This window comes from Rhodopseudomonas sp. B29 (assembly GCF_000333455.1).
Classification (GTDB): Bacteria; Pseudomonadota; Alphaproteobacteria; order Rhizobiales; family Xanthobacteraceae; genus Rhodopseudomonas.
Window position 1 is genome coordinate 26,364 of the sequence record NZ_BADD01000680.1, and the last position, 21,360, is coordinate 47,723.

Annotated in this window: 26 protein-coding genes; 15 read left to right on the forward strand and 11 right to left on the reverse strand. The window is 64.8% G+C overall.

From position 1 onward, the window contains the following. Window positions 1–418: 418 nt before the first annotated feature. The 4 genes from fabI to I5M_RS24625 all read left to right on the forward strand — a co-directional run bounded on the left by fabI (window position 419) and on the right by I5M_RS24625 (window position 4,587). Entirely contained in the window at window positions 419–1,237 is an 819-nt protein-coding gene (gene fabI / locus I5M_RS24610) for an enoyl-ACP reductase FabI (protein ID WP_022723823.1), read from the forward strand. Window positions 1,238–1,439: 202 nt separating this feature from the next. Then, on the forward strand, window positions 1,440–2,033 hold the full coding sequence (locus I5M_RS24615; RefSeq protein ID WP_022723824.1) for a histidine phosphatase family protein: 594 nt from the start codon (window positions 1,440–1,442) through the stop codon (window positions 2,031–2,033). 197 nt (window positions 2,034–2,230) lie between these two features. Continuing rightward, on the forward strand, window positions 2,231–3,322 hold the full coding sequence (gene aroC, locus I5M_RS24620; protein ID WP_022723825.1) for a chorismate synthase: 1,092 nt from the start codon (window positions 2,231–2,233) through the stop codon (window positions 3,320–3,322). Between the two features lie 65 nt (window positions 3,323–3,387). Beyond that, window positions 3,388–4,587, forward strand: a complete 1,200-nt coding sequence (locus I5M_RS24625) for an adenylate/guanylate cyclase domain-containing protein (RefSeq protein ID WP_022723826.1) — start codon at window positions 3,388–3,390, stop codon at window positions 4,585–4,587. 232 nt (window positions 4,588–4,819) lie between these two features. Here the strand turns inward: I5M_RS24625 and clpS are convergent, their stop codons facing one another. Beyond that, window positions 4,820–5,125 carry an ATP-dependent Clp protease adapter ClpS gene (gene clpS, locus I5M_RS24630; RefSeq protein WP_031337457.1) on the reverse strand — a complete coding sequence of 102 codons (306 nt, stop codon included), beginning with the start codon at window positions 5,123–5,125 and terminating at the stop codon, window positions 4,820–4,822. A 174-nt stretch (window positions 5,126–5,299) separates the two neighbouring features. On the opposite strand from clpS, the gene I5M_RS24635 reads away from it, so the two are divergent. After that, window positions 5,300–6,133 carry a DUF1194 domain-containing protein gene (locus tag I5M_RS24635; RefSeq protein WP_031337458.1) on the forward strand — a complete coding sequence of 278 codons (834 nt, stop codon included), beginning with the start codon at window positions 5,300–5,302 and terminating at the stop codon, window positions 6,131–6,133. A gap of 199 nt (window positions 6,134–6,332) precedes the next feature. Here the strand turns inward: I5M_RS24635 and pgeF are convergent, their stop codons facing one another. Genes pgeF through lgt form a run of 3 tightly spaced genes read right to left on the reverse strand, consistent with a single transcriptional unit; the run spans window position 6,333 to window position 9,087 of the window. After that, on the reverse strand, window positions 6,333–7,109 hold the full coding sequence (gene pgeF, locus I5M_RS24640; protein ID WP_031337459.1) for a peptidoglycan editing factor PgeF: 777 nt from the start codon (window positions 7,107–7,109) through the stop codon (window positions 6,333–6,335). After that, a complete protein-coding gene (locus I5M_RS24645; protein ID WP_022723830.1) occupies window positions 7,106–8,239 on the reverse strand; it encodes a class I SAM-dependent methyltransferase in 1,134 nt (377 codons plus the stop codon). Before I5M_RS24645 ends, pgeF begins: the two co-directional genes overlap by 4 nt. Then, complete coding sequence (gene lgt, locus I5M_RS24650; RefSeq protein WP_022723831.1) at window positions 8,236–9,087, reverse strand: prolipoprotein diacylglyceryl transferase; 852 nt, start codon at window positions 9,085–9,087, stop codon at window positions 8,236–8,238. Before lgt ends, I5M_RS24645 begins: the two co-directional genes overlap by 4 nt. A 244-nt stretch (window positions 9,088–9,331) precedes the next feature. On the opposite strand from lgt, the gene I5M_RS24655 reads away from it, so the two are divergent. The 4 genes from I5M_RS24655 (at window position 9,332) to ychF (ending at window position 12,447) form a co-directional block, all read left to right on the forward strand. Beyond that, window positions 9,332–9,610, forward strand: a complete 279-nt coding sequence (locus tag I5M_RS24655; RefSeq protein WP_022723832.1) for an accessory factor UbiK family protein — start codon at window positions 9,332–9,334, stop codon at window positions 9,608–9,610. A gap of 262 nt (window positions 9,611–9,872) precedes the next feature. Next, on the forward strand, window positions 9,873–10,586 hold the full coding sequence (locus I5M_RS24660; protein ID WP_022723833.1) for a 50S ribosomal protein L25/general stress protein Ctc: 714 nt from the start codon (window positions 9,873–9,875) through the stop codon (window positions 10,584–10,586). A gap of 21 nt (window positions 10,587–10,607) precedes the next feature. Continuing rightward, window positions 10,608–11,225: an aminoacyl-tRNA hydrolase gene (gene pth / locus I5M_RS24665; protein WP_022723834.1), complete on the forward strand. Its 618-nt coding sequence runs from the start codon at window positions 10,608–10,610 to the stop codon at window positions 11,223–11,225. 124 nt (window positions 11,226–11,349) lie between these two features. Further along, a complete protein-coding gene (ychF, locus tag I5M_RS24670; protein WP_022723835.1) occupies window positions 11,350–12,447 on the forward strand; it encodes a redox-regulated ATPase YchF in 1,098 nt (365 codons plus the stop codon). Window positions 12,448–12,845: 398 nt separating this feature from the next. Here the strand turns inward: ychF and I5M_RS24675 are convergent, their stop codons facing one another. Beyond that, the gene (locus I5M_RS24675; protein WP_022723836.1) at window positions 12,846–13,139 is read right to left on the reverse strand and encodes a DUF4282 domain-containing protein; all 294 of its coding nucleotides are present in this window, start codon (window positions 13,137–13,139) and stop codon (window positions 12,846–12,848) included. An 83-nt stretch (window positions 13,140–13,222) separates the two neighbouring features. On the opposite strand from I5M_RS24675, the gene I5M_RS24680 reads away from it, so the two are divergent. The 3 genes from I5M_RS24680 (at window position 13,223) to I5M_RS33235 (ending at window position 14,492) form a co-directional block, all read left to right on the forward strand. After that, window positions 13,223–13,687, forward strand: coding sequence for a MaoC family dehydratase (locus I5M_RS24680; RefSeq protein ID WP_022723837.1), 465 nt, complete (start codon window positions 13,223–13,225; stop codon window positions 13,685–13,687). A 12-nt stretch (window positions 13,688–13,699) separates the two neighbouring features. Further along, window positions 13,700–14,179 carry a MaoC family dehydratase gene (locus tag I5M_RS24685; protein WP_022723838.1) on the forward strand — a complete coding sequence of 160 codons (480 nt, stop codon included), beginning with the start codon at window positions 13,700–13,702 and terminating at the stop codon, window positions 14,177–14,179. Window positions 14,180–14,336: 157 nt separating this feature from the next. Continuing rightward, entirely contained in the window at window positions 14,337–14,492 is a 156-nt protein-coding gene (locus I5M_RS33235) for a hypothetical protein (protein ID WP_022723839.1), read from the forward strand. Between the two features lie 395 nt (window positions 14,493–14,887). Here I5M_RS33235 and I5M_RS24695 read toward each other — a convergent pair whose 3' ends face one another. The 3 genes from I5M_RS24695 to I5M_RS24705 form a co-directional block, all read right to left on the reverse strand. After that, entirely contained in the window at window positions 14,888–15,334 is a 447-nt protein-coding gene (locus I5M_RS24695) for a hypothetical protein (protein WP_022723840.1), read from the reverse strand. 194 nt (window positions 15,335–15,528) lie between these two features. Beyond that, window positions 15,529–15,960 (reverse strand): nuclear transport factor 2 family protein, encoded by a 432-nt coding sequence (locus I5M_RS24700; protein WP_031337460.1) that lies wholly within the window; start codon window positions 15,958–15,960, stop codon window positions 15,529–15,531. A 230-nt stretch (window positions 15,961–16,190) separates the two neighbouring features. Then, window positions 16,191–16,634, reverse strand: a complete 444-nt coding sequence (locus I5M_RS24705; protein WP_022723842.1) for a hypothetical protein — start codon at window positions 16,632–16,634, stop codon at window positions 16,191–16,193. A 211-nt stretch (window positions 16,635–16,845) separates the two neighbouring features. Here I5M_RS24705 and I5M_RS24710 point away from each other — a divergent pair, with 211 nt between their 5' ends. Together I5M_RS24710 and I5M_RS24715 are read left to right on the forward strand one after the other, a co-directional pair. Then, complete coding sequence (locus I5M_RS24710) at window positions 16,846–18,099, forward strand: acetyl-CoA C-acetyltransferase (protein WP_022723843.1); 1,254 nt, start codon at window positions 16,846–16,848, stop codon at window positions 18,097–18,099. Window positions 18,100–18,128: 29 nt separating this feature from the next. Further along, window positions 18,129–18,326 (forward strand): hypothetical protein, encoded by a 198-nt coding sequence (locus I5M_RS24715; RefSeq protein ID WP_022723844.1) that lies wholly within the window; start codon window positions 18,129–18,131, stop codon window positions 18,324–18,326. Window positions 18,327–18,783: 457 nt separating this feature from the next. Here the strand turns inward: I5M_RS24715 and I5M_RS24725 are convergent, their stop codons facing one another. After that, entirely contained in the window at window positions 18,784–19,551 is a 768-nt protein-coding gene (locus I5M_RS24725; protein ID WP_022723846.1) for a DpnI domain-containing protein, read from the reverse strand. 79 nt (window positions 19,552–19,630) lie between these two features. Between I5M_RS24725 and I5M_RS24730 the strand changes: the two genes are divergently transcribed. Then, window positions 19,631–19,942, forward strand: a complete 312-nt coding sequence (locus I5M_RS24730; protein ID WP_022723847.1) for a (2Fe-2S) ferredoxin domain-containing protein — start codon at window positions 19,631–19,633, stop codon at window positions 19,940–19,942. 25 nt (window positions 19,943–19,967) lie between these two features. On the opposite strand, the gene I5M_RS24735 is transcribed toward I5M_RS24730, so the two are convergent. Beyond that, complete coding sequence (locus I5M_RS24735) at window positions 19,968–20,213, reverse strand: DNA-binding protein (RefSeq protein WP_022723848.1); 246 nt, start codon at window positions 20,211–20,213, stop codon at window positions 19,968–19,970. 310 nt (window positions 20,214–20,523) lie between these two features. Further along, entirely contained in the window at window positions 20,524–21,165 is a 642-nt protein-coding gene (locus tag I5M_RS24740) for a hypothetical protein (RefSeq protein ID WP_148287953.1), read from the reverse strand. Window positions 21,166–21,360 lie beyond the last annotated feature (195 nt).

Sequence of the window (21,360 nt, forward strand, 5' to 3'; positions counted from 1 at the left end):
AAATCGGCGGGACAGAAAGAGTGCGGCCTCGGCACACGGGGGATCAGCGCGAACCCCGGCCGAGGCCGCGTGCGTCGATCGGCGGATCGGACGCCGTCACATGGTCGTTATCACCGCGGACGAATGTTGGGCGCGGTAGTGTCCCGATTGAGATAATCGATGTCGAAATTGAGCCGCGCTGGCAGAAACTGTTAGTTGAGTGCCCGCGTCGAGTAGTCCGACGTAACTAACTGCGGCTCTGTCTAAGTCCTTCGTCGAAGCCGACCGCTCGGCGGGCTTCCATCATCAGGCGGCGCGGGCCCGGTCTTCCGCTCGTCTCGGCTGCAGCGAATGGCTGAATTCGCGTCCAGGATTTGCCCTGTACCCGGCCCTGCGGGTGGTGTAGGCCAGTGCCCGTTTTCAGCAGAAAAGGTGCGAAATGGCGATGGATTCTGGCTTGATGCAGGGCAAGCGCGGGGTGATTCTCGGGGTCGCCAACAACCGGTCGATCGCGTTCGGCATCGCCAAGGCCTGCCGCGCCGCCGGCGCCGAGGTCGCGCTGACCTGGCAGGGCGATGCGCTCAAGAAGCGGGTCGAGCCGCTCGCGGCCGAGCTCGGCGGACTCCTGGTCGGCCACTGCGACGTCACCGATCCGTCGACCATCGACGCGGTGTTCGACGAGCTCAAGGCCAAATGGGGCAAGATCGACTTCGTCGTCCACGCCATCGCGTTCTCCGACAAGGCAGAGCTCGACGGCCGCTATGTCGACACCACGGCCGACAACTTCTCCAAGACCATGCTGATCTCGTGCTACTCGCTGACCGCGATCGCGCAGCGCGCCGAGAAGCTGATGCCGGACGGCGGCTCGATCATCACGCTGACCTATTACGGCGCCGAGAAGTGGATGCCGCATTACAACGTGATGGGCGTGGCCAAGGCGGCGCTGGAATGCAGCGTGCGCTATCTCGCCGCCGACCTCGGCGAAAAGAACATCCGCGTCAACGCCATCTCGGCCGGGCCGATCAAGACGCTCGCCGCCTCGGGCATCGGCGACTTCCGCCATATCCTGAAGTGGAACGAATATAATTCGCCGCTGCGCCGCACCGTGACCATCGAAGAAGTCGGCGACAGCGCGCTGTACTTCCTGTCGCCGCTGTCGCGCGGCGTCACCGGCGAAGTCCACCACGTCGATTCCGGCTACCATATCGTCGGCATGAAACACCCCGACGCCCCGGATATCTCGCTGGCGAAGGAGTAACCGCCAGCACGACGTCGTCATCCTGAGGTGCGCGTCCGGCAGGACGCGCCTCGAAGGATGCGGCCGCGGGCCGCCGTCGCCCTTCGCTGCGCACAGCATTCACCTCGTCATTGCGAGCGCAGCGAAGCAATCCAGCTCAGTGCACAGCGCTGGATTGCTTCGTCGCTTCGCTCCTCGCAATGACGGAGAGGCCGAGTTTTCGATGCCCACCATCTACTTCATCCGCCATGGCGAGACCGACTGGAATGCCACCGGGCGTTTTCAGGGGACGCAGGACATCCCGCTCAACGCCAAGGGGCGCGGGCAGGCGACGGCGGCTGGGGGCGTACTAGGGCGACTGCTCGAAAAGGATGGCATTCCCCCGGCGTCGCTCGCTTACGTCGCCAGTCCGCTCGGCCGCGCCCAAGTGACGATGCAGCTGCTGCGCGGCGCGCTCGGCATGCCGGCGGAGGGCTACGCCACCGATGATCGTCTGCGCGAGATCACATACGGCGCCTGGGAAGGCTTCACCCTCGCGCAGATGCAGGCATCCGATCCGGACGTCTACGCCGCCCGCCACGCTGATCGCTGGGCCGTCGCCCCGCTGCGCGGCGAGAGCTATGGCGACCGGCTGCCGTTCATCCGGGACTGGGTCGCCTCGCTGACCGGCGACACCGTCGCGGTCGGCCATGTCGGCACCTGCCGGACGCTGTTCGTCGCCCTCGGGCTCAAGACGCCCGCCGACGCGCTGGACGGCTCGATCCGCCAGGGCGCCGTCTATGCTTTCCGCGACGGCGGCTTCGACATTGTCAGCTGATCTCTTCCCTTCTCCCCTTGTGGGAGAAGGTGGCGCGGACGACAGTCCGCGCCGGATGAGGGGGCGCCGGCCGCGTGGGCCCCTCACCCGGCGAGCTTCGCTCGCCACCCTCTCCCACAAGGGGAGAGGGTTCGGGCGGTTTGACCCTGCCTTGCCGGCGCGTTACCACACCGCCGGTTTCGTAAAGGCGCCACGCCATGTCGTTCAATACCTTCGGCCAGATGTTCAGGGTCACCACCTATGGCGAAAGCCATGGGGTGGCGATCGGCTGCGTGGTCGATGGCTGCCCGCCGCTGATCCCGCTGACCGAGGCCGACATCCAGGGCGATCTCGACCGCCGCCGCCCCGGCCAGTCGCGCTTCACCACCCAGCGCCAGGAAGCCGATCAGGTGAAGATCCTGTCCGGCGTGATGGCGCACCCGGAGACCGGGGTTCAGGTCACCACCGGCACCCCGATCGCGCTGCAGATCGAGAATACCGACCAGCGCTCCAAGGACTATTCGGACATCAAGGACAAGTATCGTCCGGGCCACGCCGACTTCACCTACGAGGCCAAGTACGGCATCCGCGATTATCGCGGCGGCGGCCGCTCGTCGGCGCGCGAGACCGCGAGCCGCGTTGCGGCCGGTGCGGTCGCCCGCAAGGTGGTCGCCGGCATGAGCGTGCGCGGCGCGCTGGTGCAGATCGGCCCGCACAAGATCGACCGCGCCAAATGGGACTGGGACGAGATCGGCAACAACCCGTTCTTCTGCCCCGACAAGGACGCCGCGGCGCTGTTCGCCGACTATCTCGACGGCATCCGCAAGGCCGGCTCGTCGATCGGCGCGGTGATCGAAGTAGTGGCCGAGGGCGTTCCTGCGGGCCTCGGCGCCCCGATCTACGGCAAGCTCGACTCTGACCTAGCCTCGGCGCTGATGAGCATCAACGCCGTCAAGGGCGTCGAGATCGGCGACGGCTTCGCCGCGGCCGAGCTCACCGGCGAGCAGAACGCCGACGAGATGCGCATGGGCAATCATGGCCCGCAGTTTTCGTCCAACCACGCCGGCGGCATCCTCGGCGGCATCTCGACCGGCCAGACCGTGGTGGCCCGCTTCGCCGTCAAGCCGACCTCGTCGATCCTGACGCCGCGCGCCACCGTCGACCGCGCTGGCCACGACACCGAGATTTTGACCAAGGGCCGCCACGACCCCTGCGTCGGCATCCGCGCCGTGCCGGTCGGCGAGGCGATGGTCGCCTGCGTGCTGGCCGATCACCTGATCCGTCACCGCGGCCAAGTCGGCAGCCGCTAAGTCGGCAGCCGGTAGATACGCCGGTATGGTTTTGCGCCACGGCGCGCTGCGGTTACAATGCTGCGATGCATTCCGACCGTCTCCGCGCCCTGATCGATTGGCTGATCGACGGCGCGCCGCCCGAACCCATCCCCACCGTCATGCTGACGCGGACCTGCGAGCGCCTGCTCGAGGCCGGCGTGCCGCTGTCGCGCGTCGCCATCTTCGTCGAGACCCTGCACCCGGACATCTATGGCCGCAGCTTCATCTGGCGGCCGGGCGAGACCGCCGTGGCGAACGCCCGGACCGAGGACGTCGAGCAGCTCGACGTCTATCAGCGCAGTCCGCTGAAGATCCTCTACGACACGGGTACCGAAGTCCGCTTCCGCATGGATGATCCGGCCAGCCTGGCGTTTCCGTTCTTCGACGACGTCCGCGCCGAGGGCGTCACCGACTATCTGGCGCTGCCGCTGCTGTTCCTCGACGGCAATATCCACGCCGTCAGCTTCACCACCAAGGCGGACGGCGGCTTCACCGATCCGCATCTGAACGCACTGCGTGCCATCGCCGCGCCGCTGGCGCGGCTGATCGAAATCATCGGCCTGCGCCGTACCGCAGCGACGCTACTCGATACTTACGTGGGCAACCGCGCCGGCGCCCGCATTCTCGCCGGCCAGATCCGCCGCGGCCACACCGAGCTGCTGCGCGTGGCGATCTGGCTGTCGGATCTGCGCGGCTACACCGCGCTGTCCGACCGGCTGCCGCCCGACCTGATGGTGCGGGTGCTGAACGCGTATTTCGACTGTCAGGTCGGACCGATCCTGCGCGCCGGCGGCGAGGTGTTGAAGTTCATGGGCGACGGCCTGCTCGCGGTGTTTCCGATGGCCGACGACGGCAGCGACGCCGCCGACGTCTGCGCTCGCATGCTGACGGCGGTCGACGAAGCGCGCACTCAGGTCAGAGCGATGAGCTACGCCGAAGGCAATCACGTCGTCGACAATCTGCGCTTCGGCGTCGCGCTGCATGTCGGCCAGGTGCTTTACGGCAATATCGGCGGCGGCAACCGGCTCGACTTCACCTGCGTCGGCCCGGCCGTCAATCTCGCCGCCCGCATGGAAAAGATCGCCGGCCGCCTCGGCCGCACCGCGGTCGCCTCCGCCGATTTCATCCAGCACTGCGCCGACCACTGGACCGACCTCGGCGACTTCACCATCGCCGGCCTGTCCCACACCGAGCGTGTCTTCGGCCTCAGCGCCGAAGACCCGCAGGGCGCGGAGGGGTTGTGAGGGGCCTTTGACTAATCAGCTATGAGACGTTGAATCTCCCCGAGCACAACGCGCTCCCTCGCCCCGCTCTTGCGGGGAGAGGGATGGGGTGAGGGGTGCCGCGAGCACTGACTCTCGGCCGAGCGGATGCGCCCCCTCACCCGGCCCGCATCTGACGATGCGGTCCGACCTCTCCCCGCGCGCGGGGAGAGGTTGCTCCTGCCCGGAGCAAGGTAAGCGAGCTTGAGTGCGCCTACTCCTCCGGCTCCGTCGTGAACAGCAGCGGGTAGCCTTTGGCGCGGGCGGCGTCGGTGGCGCGGGTGGCTTTCGTCTCGGCGACATCCTTGGTGAACACTGCGACGACGCAGACGCCGCGCTGATGCGCGGTCAGCATCACCTTATAGGCCTGGTCCTCGGTCATGCGGAACTCGGTCTTCAGAATCCTGACGACGAATTCGCGCGGCGTGTAGTCGTCGTTGACCAGGATCACCTTGTGCAGCTTCGGCCGCTCGACCTTCGGCTTCGCCTTGGTGCGGGTCTGCAGATCGACGTTGCTCATCGGCGAAACCCGCTGCATGGATGCTGAGGCGATCAGTTTACAACCTTCGCGGTGATCGATAAAGCCGCGAACGCAGCCGCCGGTGACCGGATTGTGATCACCGCGGAACTAACTTTGCGGCTTTGCGCGCCGCGCATTGCGTGTCACGATCCGGTCATCTCCGGAGGGCGCGCGATGCGGTGGGCTTTTGTCGGAACTGTGTTCGCCGCGATGGCGGGAGCGCTGACGGCCAGCGCCGCTCCGAATGGACCCACGCAACTCGCCGACGATCGCGACAGCAAACAAGTCGATGTCGAACTCGTGCTGGCGGTCGACGTGTCCTACTCGATGGACACCGACGAACTCGCGATCCAGCGCGAGGGCTATGCGCAGGCGCTGGTGTCCGGCGAATTCCTCAAGACGCTGAAGACCGGACCCAACGGCCGCATTGCGGTGACTTATTTCGAATGGGCGGCGTCGGGCGATCAGAAAGTCATTCTGCCCTGGCAGATCATCGACGGCCCGGAATCCGCCGACGCGGTCGCCTCGCAGATCCTCAAGACACCGCTGCGCCGCGCTTCACGCACCTCGATCTCCGGCGCCATCAATTTCGCGATGCCGCTGTTCGAGCAGAACCCGTATCACGGCATCCGCCGCGTCATCGACATCTCGGGCGACGGCCCCAACAACAACGGCGCGCCGGTGACGACGGCACGCGACGCCGCGGTCGAGAAGGGCATCGTCATCAACGGCCTGCCGATCATGGTCAAGGAGCCGTCGTTTTCGACCATGGATATCGACAATCTCGACGAGTACTACGAGGACTGCGTCATCGGCGGCCCCGGCGCTTTCGTAGTGACGATCAAGGACCGCGAAAAATTCAAGGAAGCCATCCACACCAAGCTGGTGATGGAAGTCGCCGGACGAATTCCGCCGAACTACGTGCTTCGCGTCGCCGACATCCCACGCCAACCGCGCGTCTCCTGCCTGATCGGCGAGAAGATCTGGCAGGATCGCTGGGGCAGGTGAGGGGTACTCGCCAAGTGCACAGCGCGCCCTCTCCCGCGTGCGGGAGAGGGCGGGGTGAGGGCGACCCAGGCACTGAGTCTCGGACGCTCGGCCTTGTAGCAAGGGCCCTCACCCCAACCCTCTCCCGCAAGCGGGAGAGGGAGCGCGCCTCGCTTTTCCGCGAGCTCTCTCGGCTACAAGGGCCCAGAACTAACCGCAGCTACTCCAGCACGATCCCATGCACATGCCGGCCGTAGTCCGGCTCTTGCCGGTGCGTCGTTCGCCGGTAGCTGTAGAAGCGCTCATCCGGATAGGTGTCGATGCCGGTGTCGTCGATCGTGCCGACGCCGGCGCGCTCGAGGCGTGCCCGGATGAAGCCGCCGAGGTCGAACATCGCGTGGCCGTCGCGCTCGGCCGGCGAAAAGAAGCGGGCATAGTCCGAATTAGTCGCCGTGAAGCGCGTGACGAATTCGTCGCCGACTTCGTAGCTGGGCTGCCGGATCAGCGGCCCGATCGCTGCGACGATGCGGCCGCGCGCGGCGCCGAGGCCTTCCATCGCCGCGACGGTGGCTTCCAGCACGCCGGTGAGCGCGCCCTTCCAGCCAGCGTGCGCGGCTCCGATCACTCGGGCTTCACCATCGGCGAACAGGATCGGCCCGCAATCCGCGGCGGTGACGCCGATCGCCAGGCCCGGCGTGCGGGTGACGATGCCGTCCGCCTTCGGCCGTTCGGCCGTCGGCCACGGCGCCTCCGCCACGACGACGTCGGGCGAATGCACCTGGTACAAAGTGAGGAATCGCTCCGGCGCGACGCCGAGTGTTTGCGCCATGCGCCGCCGGTTCTCGGCCACATGCGCGGGGTCATCATCCGAGCCGACGCCGCCATTGAGGCCGGCATAGATGCCCTGCGACACGCCGCCGTCGCGGCTGAAGAAGGCGTGGCGCAGGCCGCCGAGGCGGGACAGCGCCGGCGAAGTCATCGTTGGAATATCGGTCATGTTGCGGCTTTGGCCTCCGCGGCGCGCTCGGCGTCGTCACTCAGCGCCACCAGCGTTTGCAGCGTGGGGTCGGAGATGCCGAGCACCTTGAACATCGAGCCCATGCTGCCGCGGCCCTGGCCGGTCAGGCGCTGCAGCGCTGCGGCGACGTTCTCTGAAACTTGTGGCGCCGCTTTGGCCATCAGGGTCACGGCGCGGCTCTCGATGCCGAGCCGCTTGAGGAATTCGCCCTGCGTCACCGGGCCATGCGCGCGTGCGCCGACATCCTCGGCGGCGCGGGCGAGCGCCGCGAAGTCGACATGGGCGGTGAGATCGGCGCGGCCGCAATTGCTCAACGGATCCGCGTAGCTGTGCCGGGCAATGGCCTGGAACGTGTCGCCGACGTCGCTGCGGACATGGCCGTAATCGATGATCAGTGCGGCGCCGCCCTGGTCGCGCAGCCGCGTCGCCAGCTTCATCATCGTGGTGTCGGGCCGCCATTCGAACAGCGCGCCGACCGGCGCCGCGCGCACCAGCGGCGGCAGCAACACCTCGAAACGCGGGATCGGTGCCTCGGCGACGCCGAACATGAGCTCGCCCGAGGCGCTGAGTTCGACCACGCGCTCGTGCCAGCCCTCGTCGCGCTTCACCGCCTGGTGGATCGGCAGCACGTCGAAATATTCATTGGCGAGGATCACCGCCGGTCCCGGCGGCACGTCCTCGAGGCTGTCGTGCCAGTTCACTTCGCGGATGCCGGCCAGCGTCGTCCGCTGTTTCTCGCGCAGCACCGGGTTGATTTCGACCAGGTGCACGCTGAGCGACTGATACAGCGGCGGCAGCACGCGGAGCGCCCGCAGCGCGTCGGCCATCATGGTGCCGCGCCCGGGGCCGAGTTCGATCAGTCGCAGTTCGGCCGGATCGCCCATCGCCTTCCACACCGAGGCCGCCCACAGTCCGATCAGCTCGCCGAACATCTGGCTGATTTCCGGCGAGGTGGTGAAGTCGCCTTCGCGGCCGAGCGGATCGCGCGACACGTAGTAGCCGTAGTCCGGGTGGGTGAGGCACAGCTCCATGTAGCGCCACACCGGCATCGGCCCCATGGCCTTGATCTGCCGCTTGATCTCAGTGGTGAGCGGCGAATTATCCGTCATGGCGCGGCCTCCCGCGGTGCGCTGGCGGCCACGACGCGCGGCGGGCGGCGCGAGGTGACGATCATCACCACCACGCCGATGATCACCATCGGGATCGACAGCAGCATCCCCATCGTCATGCCGCCCCACAGGAAGCCGAGCTGGACGTCGGGTTCGCGGAAGAATTCGCCGGTGATGCGGGCGAGGCCGTAGAAGGTCAGGAACGCGCCGATGATCAGGCCCGGCCGCTTCAGCGCGCCGGCGCGGATCATCAGCGCCAGGATTGTGAACAGCACGATGCCCTCGAGCCCGGCTTCATAGAGCTGGCTCGGGTGCCGCGGCAGCGGACCGGCATTGGGAAACACCATCGCCCACGGCACCGAGGCATCGGCCGGCCGGCCCCACAGCTCGCCGTTGACGAAATTGGCGAGGCGGCCGAGGAACAGCCCGATCGGCCCGACCGCGCAGGTGATGTCGCCGAGTGACAGGATCGACACTTTGCGTACGCGGCCGAACAGCGTCACCGCCAGAACGCAGCCGAGGAAGCCGCCGTGGAACGACATGCCGCCCTTCCACAGCTGGAAGATCTCGGCCGGGTGCTGGATGAAGAAGTCGAGATTGTAGAACAGCACGTAGCCGGTACGGCCGCCGAGGATGATGCCGAGCGTCACCCACAGGATGAAATCGTCGAGCTCGAGCGTGGTGATCGGCGCCGGGCCGCCCCACAGCCGGTCGCGCCGCAGCAGCAGGCGCGCATACATCCACGCGCCGACGATGCCGACGATATAGGCGAGCGCGTACCAGCGGATTGCGAACGGGCCGAACGAGACGGCCACCGGGTCGAAGACGGGAAAGGCGATGGCGAACATGACTGGCTCGGCTTAACAGCGTTTGGCCGCCAAGTGGATACCGATTCGCGTGAACGGCAAGCGTCAGCTCCAACAATTCGAAGCGACTGCGTCTCGAGGCGGCCGCTGCTTTCGGCGGCCTTGCGGCCGGGCGGGGATCATTGCATGAACCCGCCGGGGCGCCCCGCCCTTGCGGGCGCCGGTGCCGATCGCCATTGTCTCGGCAACCCGCTGTGAACAGCGCCAGCGCGCGAGGAGATCGACCATGACCCAGACCAGCAACCGGATTTTCGACGAGCTCGGCCGGCTGATGAACGATGCCGCCGGCGCCGCGCAGGGCGTCAAGCGCGAAGTCGACAATGTGGTGCGCGGCCAAGCCGAGAAGATCCTGCGCGACCTCGACATCGTCAAGCGCGAGGAATTCGAGGCCTTCAAGGAGATGGTCCGCCTCGTCCGCGAGGAAAACGAGGCCCTCAAGGCCCGCATCGCCGCCCTCGAAGCCCGCCAGGGTGGCGGCTCGGAACCGCCGACCGCGATGGCGTAGGGCGGCCTCAGCCACACGCACAGCGTCATGCCCGGGCTCGACCCGGGCATCCATCCCTCTTCGCGAAGAAGATGGATCGCCGGGTCAAGCCCGGCGATGACGACCTGAGGGGCCATCCACCCCCGATTTCCTTGTCTTTTCACCCCTTTGCGGCTAGAACGCCGCCACGACCGTGGCCCCCGCACCCCTGGAGGCTCGCCGCGGCGTGTTCACGAGGCCGCCTAGCGGCCTTTAATTTTTGACAGATCAAGGACTTACGACAATGGCGACCGTCATGGAATTCAAGGCGATTGCTCGTCCGAAGAGCGGCAAGGGGGCCGCCCGGGCAGAGCGTCGCGCCGGCCGAGTGCCCGGAGTGATCTACGGAGACAACCAGCCCCCGCTGCCGATCTCGGTCGAGGACAAGGAACTGCGCCTGCGCATCCAGGCCGGCCGCTTCCTCACGACCATCTTCGACGTCGTTCTCGACGGCAAGAAGCATCGGGTCATTCCGCGCGACTATCACCTCGACCCGGTCAAGGATTTCCCGCTCCATGTCGACTTCCTGCGGCTCGGCGAAGGCGCGACCATCCGCGTCAGCGTGCCGCTGCATCTGAAGGGCCTCGAAGTCGCGCCGGGCGTGAAGCGTGGCGGCACCTTCAACATCGTCACCCACACGGTCGATCTCGAAGCCCCGGCCGAGAACATTCCGCAGTTCATCGAAGCCGACGTGTCGACTCTCGACATCGGCGTGTCGCTGCATCTGTCGGACATCGCGCTGCCCAAGGGTGTGAAGTCGGTGTCGCGTGAAGACGTCACGCTGGTCACCATCGTGCCGCCGTCGGGCTTCAACGAAGAGCAGAAGTCCGCTGCAGCCGGCGCAGCGGCACCCGCCGCAGCGGCCGCGGCTCCTGCCGCCAAGGCCGGTGCGGCCAAGGCTCCGGCTGCCGCCGCCAAGGCTCCGGCCGCCGCGGCTCCTGCGGCCAAGAAGAAGTAAGCGGACGCGGGGCACCGCGTCGTGCGCCTGTTCGTTGGGCTCGGCAATCCTGGGGCGAAGTACCAGGGCAACCGGCACAACATCGGGTTCATGGCTCTCGACGAAATCGCGCGGCGTCACGGCTTCTCGCCCTGGCGCCGCCGCTTTCAGGGCGAGACCGCAGACGGCACGCTGGACGGCGAACGCATCACGCTGCTCAAGCCGACCACCTACATGAACGACTCCGGCCGCGCCGTGCAGGAAGCCGCGACCTTCTACAAGATCGGGCAGGGCGATATCGCCGTGTTTCACGACGAGATCGAACTGCCTCCGGCGAAGGTGCGCGTCAAAGTCGGCGGCGGCATCGCCGGTCACAACGGCCTGCGCTCGATCTCGGCGCATATCGGCAACGATTACTTGCGGGTGCGGCTCGGCGTCGGTCATCCGGGGATCAAGGAGCTGGTGCACGGCCACGTGCTCGGCGACTTCGCCAAGAGTGAGCGGCCCTGGGTCGAGGCGCTGTGCGAGATCGTCGCCGACAACGCCGGCCTGATCGCCAAAGGCAAGGACTCCACCTTCGCCAACAAGGTTCACCTGGCCATGCAGGCCAAGGGTTTCTACGACAACGATAAGGGCGAGCCGAAGGGCGGCAACAAGTAGCAGCGTCATCGCCGGGCTCGACCCGGCGATCCATCATCTTGCGAAGAAGGATGGATGCCCGGGTCAAGCCCGGGCATGACGCGTCACTTAGTTGCGGCGCTAGGCACGAACAGCGGGACACATCATGGGCTTCAAATGCGGGATCGTCGGGCTGCCGAATGTCGGCAAGTCGACGCTGTTCAACGCGCTGACCGAGACCGCGGCGGCGCAGGCGGCCAACTATCCGTTCTGCACCATCGAGCCGAATGTCGGCGAGGTCGCGGTGCCGGATCCGCGGCTCGACAAGCTCGCCGAAGTCGGCAAGTCGCAGCAGATCATCCCGACGCGGCTGACCTTCGTCGACATCGCCGGTCTGGTGAAGGGCGCGTCGAAGGGTGAAGGCCTCGGCAATCAGTTCCTCGCCACCATCCGCGAGGTCGACGCCATCGCGCATGTCGTTCGCTGCTTCGAAGACGGCGACATCACCCATGTCGAAGGCCGGGTCGCGCCGCTCGCCGACATCGACACGATCGAGACCGAGCTGATGCTCGCCGATCTCGACAGCCTCGAGAAGCGCGTCGACAATCTGACCAAGAAGGCCAAGGGCGGCGACAAGGACTCCAAGGAGCAGCTCGACCTCGTCACCCGCGCGCTGACGCTGCTGCGCGACGGCAAGCCGGCGCGCTTCCTCGAGCGCAAGCCGGAAGAGGAGCGCGCGTTCCGCATGCTCGGCCTGCTGACGTCGAAGCCGGTTCTGTACGTCTGCAACGTCGAGGAGGGCTCGGCCGCCGACGGCAACAAGTTCTCCGAGCAGGTGATGGCGCGGGCCAAGGAAGAGGGCGCGGTCGCGGTGGTGATTTCCGCCAAGATCGAGTCCGAGATCGCCACGCTGTCACGCGAAGAGCGCACCGATTTTCTCGACACGCTCGGCCTGCACGAGGCTGGCCTCGACCGCCTGATCCGCGCCGGCTACGAGCTGTTGCACCTGATCACGTACTTCACCGTCGGTCCGAAGGAAGCGCGCGCCTGGACCATCACCAAGGGCACCAAGGCGCCGCAGGCCGCAGCCGTGATCCACACCGATTTCGAGAAGGGCTTCATCCGCGCCGAAACCATCGCGTATGACGACTACACCAAGCTCGGCGGCGAAGCCGGCGCCCGCGACGGCGGCAAGCTGCGCCTCGAGGGCAAGGAATACGTCGTCGCCGACGGCGACGTGATGCATTTCAGGTTCAATACGTAAGACGCGCGGCTCGTGGCCCGTAGGGTGGGCAAAGCGAAGCGTGCCCACGCGCTACGTAGTTACGCTCGGCCCCAAGACCGCGTGGGCACGGCGCTGTGCGCCTTTGCCCACCCTACGATTTCTAGCAGCCACCTCTCCTTCGTCATTCCGGGGCGCTCGCGTAGCGAGCGAACCCGGAATCTCTCTTCGCTACCATCTCGGGATTCCGGGTTCGCGCTACGCGCGCCCCGGAATGACAACAGAAATGCAACGGGACCTCATCCTGAGGAGCCTCGGCGAAGCCGAGGCGTCTCGAAGGATGGCCTCCAAGCACGGCTGCAGCCCTACGAACTCATGGTTCGAGACGGCGCTGCGCGCCTCCTCACCATGAGGTCTTCGATATCGAGCGAAGGGTGGACCTACCGAAACCCCTGCTGATCCCGGATCGCACCCAGATGTTCGTTGATGCGGAAGACGATCAGGACGAATTCGGCGGCGATGCGGGCGGCGACGATGCCGACGACGACGGCCGCCAGACTCGCCAGCACCAGGATGAATCCGCCGAACGGATTGAGCGCCATCGCGGCGAGGCCGGAGAAGATGCCGAAGATGCCGAGCAGCGCGACGAGTGCGATCGCCAGCCAATAGAACGTCTTGATAATGGTCGGCGTGATGAAGCGGTCCCACTGAAACAGGTCGCGGAAATCGAGCATCGTTCAGTCTCCCCAGCGTCACGCGTCGGGCTTGTGATTGCCGCCAATAGAGGCCACAATCGGGCCTCCCGCCAGCAAACGTCATGACCGTCCTCAGCTTTGAAGATTTCACCCCCGGCCATTTCGGCCGCTTCGGACCTCGCCGCGTCACGCGCGAGGAGATCATCGCTTTTGCGCGCGAATACGATCCGCAGCCGATGCATCTCGACGAGCGCGCCGCGCAGGCGTCGATGCTGAAGGGCCTGTCCGGCTCCGGCTGGCATCTCGGCTCGCTGATGATGCGCATGCTGTGCGACGGCTTCCTGCTGAAGACCAAGTCGCTCGGCTCGCCCGGCATCGAGGAGATGCGCTGGATGTCGCCGCTGCGGCCGGGCGACGATCTGTTGCTCGACGTCGATGTCGTCGAGGCGCGCGTCTCCAAGTCGCGGCCACAGACCGGCATCGTCACCTTCAAATGCTACATGCGCAACGGCCATGGCCAGATGCTGGCCGAGATGGTCTCGGCGATCATCATCGGCCGGCGCGACCAGGCCGCCACGGCGGGCTGAGCGGAGACGGCGATGCGTTATCTGGAAGACATGAAGGTCGGCGATCGCCGCGAGATCGGCAGCTTCACCTTCACGGCCGAGAACATCAAGGAATTCGCCGCGCAGTTCGACCCGCAGCCGTTCCATCTCGACGAGGAGGCCGGCAAGGCTTCGCTGTTCGGCGGGCTGGCGGCGTCGGGCTGGCACATCGGCGCGGTGTGCATGAAGCTGATGGTCGCTTATCACCAGCGCGAAGCGGCCGAAGCCGCCGCGCGCGGCGAGACGGTCCCGGCCGGTGGCCCGTCGCCCGGTTTCCGCGAGATGCGCTGGCTGCGCCCGGTGCTGGCCGGCGACACCGTCAGCTATGCCAGCGTCGTCGAGACGCTGCGCACATCTGATTCGCGGCCCGAATGGGGGATCATGCAGGGGCGCAACACCGGCACGAATCAGCGCGGCGAGCCGGTGTTCTCGTTCCTCGCCACGGCATTCGTGCCGCGCCGGCCGGGCGGCTGAACGCCGACTGAGGCCTCCAGGACACATCCTTTTGGATTTTAACCAATTGCGGCGCAATTGGGCGAGACTGCCCCGGAACGGCCGAGATATTAAGACGTTGTGAACCCGGCCCGGGCATGGATCGACGAACGGGTGGGTTTTGGGAAATTGTGGGACGATGGCTGATCAAGCGGGACTGAAATGGGTGGGTGTCATCTTCGCAACGGTGACACTGGCGGTGATGATTACGACCGGCATGGTGGTTAAGGGCTACGCGGTGGGGGCTTATTCGCTCGACGCCCCGGCGACGACGGGCTCGCTCAGCTCGCGCTGATCCGACCGCCGCCGAGCGGCGCCTGCCGAACTAACAATCGAATCGGACTTGGGGTGCCCGGCCGTTGCGCCGGGCATTGGATTCTGGGGTGCCGGTCGGGCTCCTTTGTTGAATCATAAAGCGCCACCACACGCGAATCCTCATCCTGAGGAGCCTTCGCGGCGCTCGAAGAGCGACGCGAAGGCGTCTCGAAGGATGGGCCGCGGGCGAGACGGTGCCCAAAACTCATGGTTCGAGACGGCGCTTCGCGCCTCCTCACCATGAGGTCCTCCCTGTGCGCGGCGCCCGACAACGCAGGCTTTCAATCGCATCGCCCCAAAAAAATGCAGCCACCTCGCGGTGGCTGCATCGTGACTCATCGAACTGCCAAACGGCGGATCGCTCAGACCGTAGTCTCAGACCTGGCGCAGGGTCTCGGCGGTGCGCTTCCACTGGGCGACGTTGTCGGAAATCATCCGGGTCGACTTCATCGCCGCCTGGCTGAGCTGGGCGTAGCCGGAGATCTCGCGCTGGACGCGCTGGCCTTCGGCGTGCAGCAGATCGCGCAGCGCTTCGAGTTCGCCGATCAGCGTCTCGATCTCGGCCAGCGAAGTGCCGGCGACGCGCTGGATCAGCGAGTTGACGCTGCTGACGGTCGCTTCCGCGCCGGCATCGAGCGCCGGCAGCGCAGCGGCGAGCGAGCTCGCGGCGGTGTCGGTGCCGGTCGCGCCCGGCGACGGCCGGCGCAGATAGGCGATGTCGTTGCGGACGAATTCACGGATGCCGGCTTCGACATCGGTGACGGCGGCGAGGTTCGCGTCGGTCTCGGTCGAGTCGGTCTTTTCGGACGGAATAGCATTCATCGGCTGGTCCCCTGATCGGAAGCGGGTGGTCGAGGTGTGAGCAGCGCGGTGTCCCCGCACAGATTGTAAAGCACTGCCATCTGCGCAGGCCAATTTGACGGCATCTTGGCCGATCTGCGGCGCGGACCCGGTCATACCGGGGCAAGGTCAACGAGTGATGAACGCCACGCGTTCGCGCTAACCAGAATCGCCGACTACGCGATCTTCGGCAGCTTGATGGGCTGGCCCAGCGCCTGCTCGACCAGGTCGAACGTATCCAGCAACACGCGCAGGCTGGTCAGCTTGCCGTTCTTGAACTGCAGAAACTCCGCCAGACGCAGGCTGATCGGCTTGTGCGAATCGAGCGCGGTGAACGAGTAGCGCAGCATCGACGACGCCGAGTCGACGCCGAGCATGATCGCCTCGCGATCGTAGCGACGCACCGACACGTTGTCGGCGAGCTGCCGGCAGACTTCGAGCGCGGCGGCCTTGCCCTTGCGGGCGCCGAGGAAGGGAAACATGTCGATCGGGCCATAAATCGCCCATTCGACCTCGTCATCGATCATGTTCGCGAGATCGTCGAACTGGTGGTCGTTGAGCGCGCGCTGCAATGCGCGCGAGAAACGCCAGAGGCTGTGCTCTGTCATCAGGGCCTCACCGGTGATGTGGATTTCCAGATCAACCAGCGGCATCTTGAGGGGCGCCGTGGCGGCACCCTATGCCCTTACAACTTTGCTGCGCTGATCTTTTCGACCTAAGACCAATTAATGACAATTGCAATGACTTTTTGTGCATTGCACAAATACGAGTCGGGGCATGACCCCGCTCGCTTCTTGGGCAGCCAACCCGCGCGCCTGCCGTGTTTTGGCCCCGATTGCTACGCGGCTTTCGCGACCTTGCGGCGCGGAGCGGCCTTTCCCGGCTTGGCGCCCGGCTTCGCCGCAGCCGTGCCCTTGGTCGCCGCTTGGGGCTTGGACTTCGGCTTCGCGGAGGGCGCCGGCTTTTCGGCCTTCGGGGTCTGGGATTTGGCCGGCTTGCTCTCGGCGGCCGCCTTCGCCGCATCGTCCGCCGCCTTGCGCATGGCACGGGCATAGGAGTCGGCGGCGTTGTCGGCGGCGACCTGCAGCCGCTTGGCGGCGGCGAGGCCCTGTTCGAGCGCGGCCTGGGCCAGCGCCTTGGCGCGCGCCTTGCCGGCCTTGTCCTTCGCCTTGCCGGCCTGCGCCAGATAGTGCGCGCGCCGGGTCTTCGCCGCGGCGGTCAGTGCCTTGGTCTGGTGTTTGGCGAGCTGCCGGATAGTTGCGTCGAGATCGGCCTCGGCCATGTCGGAGTGTCCCTCAGTCCCAAAAATCGGCGCGACTATGCAGATGCGATGCCGCCTTGGCAATCGCCTGTTCCGCCGCGCGGCACGAGCTGAGCCGCGCCGGCCACAACCGGACGCGGACGTAAGCGCCGGCCTTGACTCTCCGCGCCGCTCGGACAATCTCGCGATCAAGCCCGCAACAACAAGCGACAAACAACAGGGAGAGAACCACATGGCCGACGCCTACATCATCGACGCCGTCCGCACCCCCCGCGGCATCGGCAAGGTCGGCAAGGGCAAACTGGCGGACATGCATCCGCAGCACCTCGCCGCCACCGTGCTCAAGGCCATCGCCGAGCGCAACAAGCTCAACACCGCGGAAGTCGACGACATCATCTGGTCGACCTCGACCCAGCGCGGCAAGCAGGGCGGTGACCTCGGCCGCATGGCGGCGCTCGACGCCGGCTACGACATCAAGGCCTCCGGCACCACGCTCGACCGCTTCTGCGGCGGCGGCATCACCGCGGTGAACTTCGCGGCCGCGCAGATCATGAGCGGCATGGAAGACGTGGTCATCGCCGGCGGCACCGAGATGATGTCGCTGACCGCCTCGATGGCGGCCGAGGACATGGCCGCCGGCAAGCCGCCGCTCGGCATGGGCTCGGGCAATGCGCGGCTCGCCAAGGTGCATCCGCAATCGCACCAGGGCATCTGCGGCGACGCCATCGCCACGATGGAAGGCATCAGCCGCGAAGCGCTCGACGCGCTCGGCCTCGAAAGCCAGCGCCGCGCCGCGATCGCCATCAAGGAAGGCCGCTTCGACAAGAGCATCGTCCCGGTCAAGGACGACGACGGCAATGTCGTGCTGGCCAAGGACGAGTATCCGCGCCCCGAAACGACGGCCGAAGGTCTCGCGGCCTTGAAGCCGGCCTTCACCGCGATGGCCGACTATCCGCTCGACGACAAGGGCACCACCTATCGCAAGCTGATCAACCAGAAGTACCCGGACGTCGACATCAAGCACGTCCACCACGCCGGCAACTCGTCGGGCGTCGTCGACGGCGCCGCCGCGCTGCTGCTCACCTCGAAGGAATACGCCGAGAAGCACGGCCTGAAGCCGCGGGCGAAAATCGTCGCGATGGCGAACATCGGCGACGACCCGACGCTGATGCTCAACGCCCCGGTGCCGGCCGCCAAGAAGGTGCTGCAGAAGGCCGGTCTGACCAAGGACGACATCGACCTCTGGGAGATCAACGAAGCCTTCGCCGTCGTCGCCGAGAAGTTCATGCGCGACCTCGACCTCGACCGCTCCAAGGTCAACGTCAACGGCGGCGCCATCGCCCTAGGCCACCCCATCGGCGCCACCGGCGCGATCCTGGTCGGCACCGTGCTCGACGAACTCGAACGCCGCGGGTTGAAGCGCGGGTTGGTGACGATGTGCGCGGCGGGCGGCATGGCCCCGGCGATCATCATCGAGCGCGTGTGAGGCGAGGGCGCTGCAGCGCGTAGGATGGGTTGAGCGAAGCGAAACCCATCACCCCGCGCACCAGAGCTGAACTGATCGAAGAGGGCGGCGCCACAAGCGCCGCCCTTTTTGTTTGCCTCGATCCTCTCCACGCCGTCATGGCCGGGCTCGTCCCGGCCATCCACGTCTTCGGCCGCTACTACAAAGATAACGTGGCGCCTGGGACCCGAGCGGGCATGACGGCGTAGTTCACGCCAACACTCCGTCATTGCAAGCGAAGCGAAGCAATCCAGCCCAGCACACGGAACTGGATTGCTTCGTCGCTACGCTCCTCGCAATGACGATGGCGGAGGGTTGAGCGTTAGCGAAACCCACCACCCGCGTGCATGGAGTTCGATGGGTTTCGCTGCGCTCAACCCATCCTACGTCCCTGCGAAGAAATCCTTGGCCTGCTTCTCGGTCTCGAAACGAGCTACTTCGAAGTAGTCTGGATCGTCTTCGGCCGTCTCCGGTGATCTAAGAACGACGAACTCTGCCCCTCTACGTTCAACCAGCGTGGTGAGATCGTTGCTCCGGACGGGCGTGTTATCTCTAGCCTCACAATAAGGGCATTCGTCGTCGCACATGCACGACCACTCGTCCGACCATCGCCGGTTACAACGATAACATTCATAGTGATTGAGAAACCAAGCCATGCTCGCCTCCTCATTTGATCAAGCGATAAGAACCTCTGCCTACGAATTCCAAGAACCCACGATCGCGCAGATACTGGAGTTGTTGTCGAATCTTCGGTCGAACGTTCTGGTTGCCAGGATAAAGCGCACTCAAGTGCTGGTCGAACGCGTACACTTCTTCGAGCGTAAATTCCGGTTTGCCGATGGACTCGACGCAATTCATCACATCGAGCAGCCAGCCCTTGGTTTCAAGAGACTCCTGCCGAAGAAAGAGCGTCTTCTGCCATTCCTCCAGCACCAGGTCTTTTGGCCGGATGCTCCGGTTTTGGACAATGTGTATCTTCCCTGACTCGGGAATGCGGCCGAGCAGAATGTTCGATCCAATCCAGCCCGCGCGTCTTGCCGTCGGCGCCAGCGGCTTACGTGCCTCGATGATCTCGCGGACGAAGAAATGCTTGGGCACGATGAAGAGATTGATGACCTCGAGCGATTTGAGATCGTAGTTCATCAGCAACAGATTAGGATTGTTGCTCTCGGCGAGACGCTCGCACTTGGTCTTGTAAGCGCCATCGGCAACAGTCGAGCCGAACTTGCCTTTCTGGCTCTTGAGTTCAAATTCTTCCCGGCACGATGTGCAGAAGAAGTCCGCAAGTGGACTGTTGTTCGGAAACTGGGAAATGTTCTGGTTGCCGCAATGGGGACAGTAGGCCCAGGTCTTGACCCACGTTTCGGTCCAGACGCGGGCATTCTGCGAGCCGCTGGTGTAGGCGGCCTGGGTTTCTTCAAAGCCGAGTTTCATGGCTCAGCCTAACAAATCATCTGGCGGCTGGAAAAGCGCGGCGTTTGGATGAGAGGTCACCGATCCCTATATCTAAGTGATGTCCCCAAAATCCTCCCCCACCATCGCCCGCCCCAAACGCCCTTCGCCCGTGCTGATCTGCGGCAAATGCCTGTCGAAGATCGACGGCGGCAAGAAGCTCAAGCAGGCGCTGAAAGCGGAATTGAAGCACGCAGCCGGAGCACATGGCGGTAAGCGCCCCAAGCTCGTCACCACCAGCTGCCTCGGCATCTGCCCGAAGCGCGCGGTGGTCACCGCAAGCGTGGCGACGCTGGAGTGCGGCGAGTATTTACTGATCGGGGATCGGAAAGAAGCGGGGGATGTAGTGGGGGTGTTGTTGAAGCAAGGGTGATCATCGCTGCTTGCTCAGAGCGGCTTCACATATCGTCGTCGCCCTTGATGTGTTGATCGGCATCGGAAGCGCGGGGGGTCGTCAGCTCTGCAATACGCGTCAACATCTCTGATGGCAGACGTCTACGATTCTCCGGCACGCGCATCACGGTCTTGATCGCTTTCGCGATCAGGGTTGAATCGCCGGATTCAAAGGCTTCGTCGAGGTAGGCGGCGATCATTTCGGGACTATCGAGATAGTCAGTGGCGTCGAACGGCGTCGTGCTCAACATGTTCAACCCTCCAACTTCCGGGTTAGTGGCTTCCGCATCCCGTCTACTCTGCAGCCAGCACACGAACACGCGGCTCGATGGTGATCCGCGGCAATGGCCTGTCAAAGATTGACGGCGGTAAGAAACTGAAGCAGGCGGCCGCTGCGGCAAGCTTGCCAAGCTTGACCGTGCCAGTCGCCCCGGCATCTGCCCGAAGCACGCCTTGGTCACTGCAAGCGCGGCGACGCTAGCGAAGGGAGAATATTTGCGCATTGGAGACCGGACCGGAGTCGGGGAGGTTGTCGCGGCGTTGGGTAGTGATGTCCAGTGACTAGGATCTCATAATATGCCGAAATTGTATCGGCTTTTTGCCTGTAGAGAAGGACAGTAGACCCTTTCCGACAAGTGGTAAGAACCAAGATCTAGCATCAGAGCTGGCCTTCCTTTGTGCCATTGTTGCCGCGACTTCCTTGTTGATTACCATCGTCTCTTTCACTGAATGGTCTGGACTGATAGAATTGGCGGTCGTCCAGATATGTAACGTCAATAAGTATGTACCCTCCAACCAGTCAAGCTGTTGCATATTTTCCCCATTCACCCAAAAGAAGCGTAAGGCATTGGGTATCGTCTCGTACCCGTCAATCTTGAAGGGGCCGGCCAATGATGTATCCGTATAGTTATTCGAAAGATCGATCTTTACCGAACCGACCCATTTTAGCGCGAAGTGCTCGCCCTTTGTGTCTTCGATCTCGAGAAAGATGCTGTATACGATCGCCTTAGTCGGAGATGAGTTATGGAAGACAACCGGTAGAAATATCGTGGGCTGGCTTGGTTGGATGTAAAATAAATGCACCATTGGCCCAGATGATACAGTCACTTTAGCGGGCCGAAATTGCGTTAGATAGAGTGTGCTAATTGAGATGATCAGGCTTATTGCGCTGAAACCAATTGCAAATAGGTCCTTTAAATCCATGTTCTTCTCCTGAATCCATCCCCTCAAAATGGAATCGCAGTTATAGATAGCTGAGGGGGGTGCGTGCCGCCCCTGATTTTAAGTGCCGTGCAAGCGCGGTCTAACCTACCTCTTCTTCCACCCACCCCTTCTTCCCGGCGCCCCGCCGGTCGACCGCGGCCCAAATTCCGGTCCCGACTCGCGGCTGTCGTCGGC